The sequence below is a fragment of the Klebsiella sp. 4_1_44FAA genome, from assembly GCF_000238715.1.
In the GTDB taxonomy this organism is placed as follows: Bacteria; Pseudomonadota; Gammaproteobacteria; order Enterobacterales; family Enterobacteriaceae; genus Klebsiella; species Klebsiella pneumoniae.
On the sequence record NZ_JH414798.1, the window covers coordinates 334,158 to 338,123 of the forward strand.

At 58.8% G+C, this 3,966-nt stretch carries 3 protein-coding genes and 1 pseudogene; 1 reads left to right on the forward strand and 3 read right to left on the reverse strand.

Features of this window, described 5'->3' with window-relative positions:
- The 3 genes and pseudogenes from HMPREF1024_RS23940 to HMPREF1024_RS23930 all read right to left on the reverse strand — a co-directional run.
- On the reverse strand, positions 1-834 hold an 834-nt coding region (locus HMPREF1024_RS23940; RefSeq protein ID WP_009307514.1), incomplete at its 3' end, for a nucleoside recognition domain-containing protein.
- A 120-nt stretch (positions 835-954) separates the two neighbouring features.
- The gene (locus HMPREF1024_RS23935; RefSeq protein ID WP_223174639.1) at positions 955-1,917 is read right to left on the reverse strand and encodes an MDR family oxidoreductase; all 963 of its coding nucleotides are present in this window, start codon (positions 1,915-1,917) and stop codon (positions 955-957) included.
- Positions 1,808-2,633 (reverse strand): annotated as a pseudogene (locus tag HMPREF1024_RS23930) (TetR/AcrR family transcriptional regulator). The gene HMPREF1024_RS23935 and the pseudogene HMPREF1024_RS23930 overlap by 110 nt, the downstream one beginning before the upstream one ends.
- Before the next feature lie 590 nt (positions 2,634-3,223).
- Between HMPREF1024_RS23930 and HMPREF1024_RS23925 the strand changes: the two are divergent.
- Positions 3,224-3,966, forward strand: a 743-nt coding sequence (locus tag HMPREF1024_RS23925) for a sodium:proton antiporter (protein WP_009307515.1), incomplete at its 3' end; no start/stop codon positions are given.

Genomic DNA, 3,966 nt, shown 5'->3' on the forward strand with positions numbered 1-3,966 from the left:
AAGAAAAATGCCGATACCGGGAAGATCAAAGGTCTGGATCAGTAGACCTGCCGAGGCGTTGACCTGGCCGACGGTGACTTTGCCCTGCTGGATCAGCTCGGAAATGACGCCAAAGTAGGCGGTGCCCCCGGCAACGCACTTCACCAGCGCCGGTAGCACAAAGTTCTGGGGGATGTGCAGCCAGCCGAGAAGCGGCTTTAGCAGCTGCTGCAGCAGGTCGATAGCCCCGGCGCCCTGCAGCAGCCCGACGATGGTTAACGACAGGATCAGCATTGGCACCGCGCCGAGCGCCAGGCGGATGGCGTCGGAGCCGGCGCTATTAATCACGGCCAGAATTCCCTGGCTGTTCTGCTCGGCGTTCGGCAGCGCTTCCGCGCGGGGGTTCTCGGCGACCGATAAGCGCCGTCCGGTGACGTGCCAGGCGACGGCGGCCGCGCACAGGCCGCCGACCACCGAGATAACGATCGAGGCCAGCCAGTGCAGACCAAAAGGGGTAAGAGGATAGAAGACGTTGCCTTGCCCCATGGCGAACACCATGGCCAGCGTGGCGGCCATTTGTCGGTCCGAGACGCCGCGTTTATCCATAATCGACAGCGTGGCGAGCGGGGCGGCAAAGCTGACAAAGTTAATCTGGATCAGGGCGAAGGCGCTCATCCCGGTTAAGCCGAAGGGCTTCAGCAGCGGGGCCACCCAGCGAACAATCACATCGAGGATACCGCGGACCTCAAGGTATTTCATGATGATCAGCATGATCACCATGATCGGCAACAGCGTATACAGCGCGACGTCAACGGACGACTTGCCCGCCGCCATAATGATGCTTATGACATCCATTTACTTTTTTTACCACTCGCAGAGCTATTCGTTCGCGTCATCATAATCCCGTGGGGAAGGAAATGATATGCCTTGATCCCTCTCGGGATCCGGCGCCGCACGGGCGCCGGGAGAAGAGGATTACTGGCCGATATTGACCAGCGTCCGACCATGAATATTATTGCTGAGGAAATCTGCGGCATACGCTGGCGCCTGCTCCAGCGTGATTTCAGTGGCCGCCTGCTGGTAGTAGCTCTCCGGCAGAAGCTGGGCCAGACGCTGCCAGACAGCGTCGCGTTCAGCGGTCGGCACCATCACCGAATCCACCCCCTGCAGACGCACATTGCGCAGAATAAACGGCATCACGGTGGTCGGCAGATCGAAGCCCCCGGCCAGACCGCAGGCGGCGACGCAGCCGCGATATTGCGTTTGCGCCAGCACTTTGGCCAACACCGGGCCGCCAACGGTATCCACCGCGCCCGCCCACAGCTGTTTCTCCAGCGGACGGGTCTCCGCGAAGTCGCTGCGCGGCAGGATCGTATCGGCGCCCAGCTGGCGAAGGTAATCGTGTGTCGATTCCCGGCCCGATACGGCCGTCACCCGGTAGCCAAGGGCTTTCAGCAACACCACGGCGGTGCTGCCGACCCCGCCGCTGGCGCCGGTGACCAGGATATCCCCGCTGTCAGGGGTGACACCCGCACTAACGAGAGCATCAACGCATAGCATCGCGGTAAAACCGGCGGTGCCGATGATCATTGCCTGGCGCGCGCTGAGCGTCTCCGGCAGAGCAACCAGCCAGTCGCCTTTAACGCAGGCTTCGGTGGCCAGGCCACCCCAGTGGTTTTCGCCCACGCCCCAGCCGGTGAGGATCACGGCCTGGCCGGGAACAAAGCGCGGATCGCGGCTTTCTTTCACCTGACCGGCAAAATCAATGCCCGGCACCATCGGAAACTGACGGATAATTTTGCCTTTGCCGGTGATCGCCAGGGCGTCTTTATAATTGAGACTCGACCAGTCGATGGCGACCCGGACGTCGCCTTCGGCAAGAGCGGGCAGGTCGATATCTTTGACGGTGGCGACGGTGCGGTTGTCGATCTGGTCCAGAACTAATGCTTTCATGACAGAGTATTCCTCGTCGGAAGGGGGTTATCGGCGCTAGCGCCGTCCTGTGCAGGTGTTTTTGTTGTCATACTGTGCGCAAAAAAATCCCAGTACTGGTTAAGCGGTGCGGCAGACTGGACCAGCCTGGCGCGCATCACCGCGCCTTCCCAGCCGATCCAGAACACCTGGGCCAGCGCCTGCGGTGAGGCGTCGCTGGCGATGGCCCCGGCTGCCTGCGCTTCGCGCAGGCAGCGCGCCACGCGCGACTCCCATGCCGCCAGGATAGCCATCAACCGTTGGGGAAACGTCTCGGGTAACAACGGGGCTTCCTGCAGCAGGTTGCCCACCAGGCAGCCGCGGCGAAACTGGAATTTCTCCATTCCCTGACCGGCATGACGCACAAAGGCCGCCATTCGTTCCAGCGGCGGCACGGCGTCGTCCAGCAGGAATTTATCTAATTTATGCGCAAAGAAGTCGCCATAGGCGGCAAGCACGGCGAGGCCAAAAGCCTCTTTGCTTTTAAAGCAGTGATAAAACGACCCCTTTGGCACGGCGATATTCTTGATCACCGCATCAATACCCGCCGCGAGATAGCCCGTTTCGGTCAGCACTTCAAGGCCTGAGCGAATCAGCGCCTGACGCGTATCGTCAAACTGGCGATCGACCTTGGGTGGACGGCCGCGGCGGGGCTTCAGGACGGCGGAGGTATCGGGATTCATGATTTAGACCGTGTGGTTTAATTGTTGGTCAGGGTACGCCCAATTCAGGGGGAGGGCAAGCATTGCGCGTAGCGTAAGGCTGGCTGACCAATCATCCTGAACTGGGGGGCGTTAAGAATTATTTATCGCAAATACGTGGTTCGCACTGCCGGCGGGGGCACGAAATATAACTCTGCCGGGTATATTAGACTGGTCATTAATATCCATATTCACAATGCATAATACGAATTAATAATATTGGGAATATATAAACAGCGGGGGGCTGGAGCGGTTGAGTGGTTTTGTCCATGTGAAGAGGCCAATTTGCGAAGTACCCGGTCGACAGTCCCGTGAGGACTTCTCCCCGGAATGCCGGCCGGGGATGATTTGCAGACGATAGCGGATTGACAAACGCGGCTTGATAAAAGACATTGTGACCCCTGATCCGGCACCGGTTGCCACCTCAGTTTAAATATTATCGCCGGCAGACAATGACGTCTGTCTTTAATTATCGGTGACTGGGTAAATAATCTGTTACCGAAACAACACCTGCGAAAAAGGATTAACAGTCTGATGTACAGAATGAATATTGCCGTCAGAGGAGGGGATGAATGTCGCTAATTGCTATCGTGCTGGTCTTTATCATGGCCATCGTGGTGACCGTGTTCCTGTCCCATCTTCTGCCCGTTAAAGTGCCGCTACCGCTGATCCAAATCGCCGCGGGCGCCGCGCTGGCCGCCAGTGGCTTTCAGGTCGATTTTGACCCGCATATTTTTTTACTGCTGTTTATCCCGCCGCTGCTGTTCCTCGATGGCTGGCGCATCCCCAAAGACGCTTTTTTCCGCGATATGAAGCCGATTTTATCGCTGGCGATAGGCCTGGTGATGGTGACTATTCTCGGTATTGGCCTGTTTATTCACTGGCTGATCCCGGCTATCACCGTGGCGGCAGGGTTCGCCCTCGCGGCTATTCTGTCGCCTACCGATCCGGTGGCGGTATCGGCAATGACCGCCAGCTCGCCGCTTCCCTCAAGGATGGCGCATATTCTCGAAGGGGAGTCGTTGTTAAACGATGCTTCAGGGCTCGTCGCCTTTAATTTCGCCATCGCCGCGGTGCTGACCGGCAGCTTCTCCCCGGGAGACGCGGTGGTGAAATTTTTCCTGATGGCCTTCGGGGGCATCCTCAGTGGCCTCGTGGTGGTGTGGGTCACCGGCAAATGTAATAACTTTCTGGTTCGGCGCACCCGCGAGGAGCCAGCCATCCAGATCCTGATCAGCCTGCTTATCCCTTTCGCCGCCTATCTGCTGGCCGAGGCGTTCCATGTCTCGGGCATTCTTGCCGCCGTCGCCGCCGG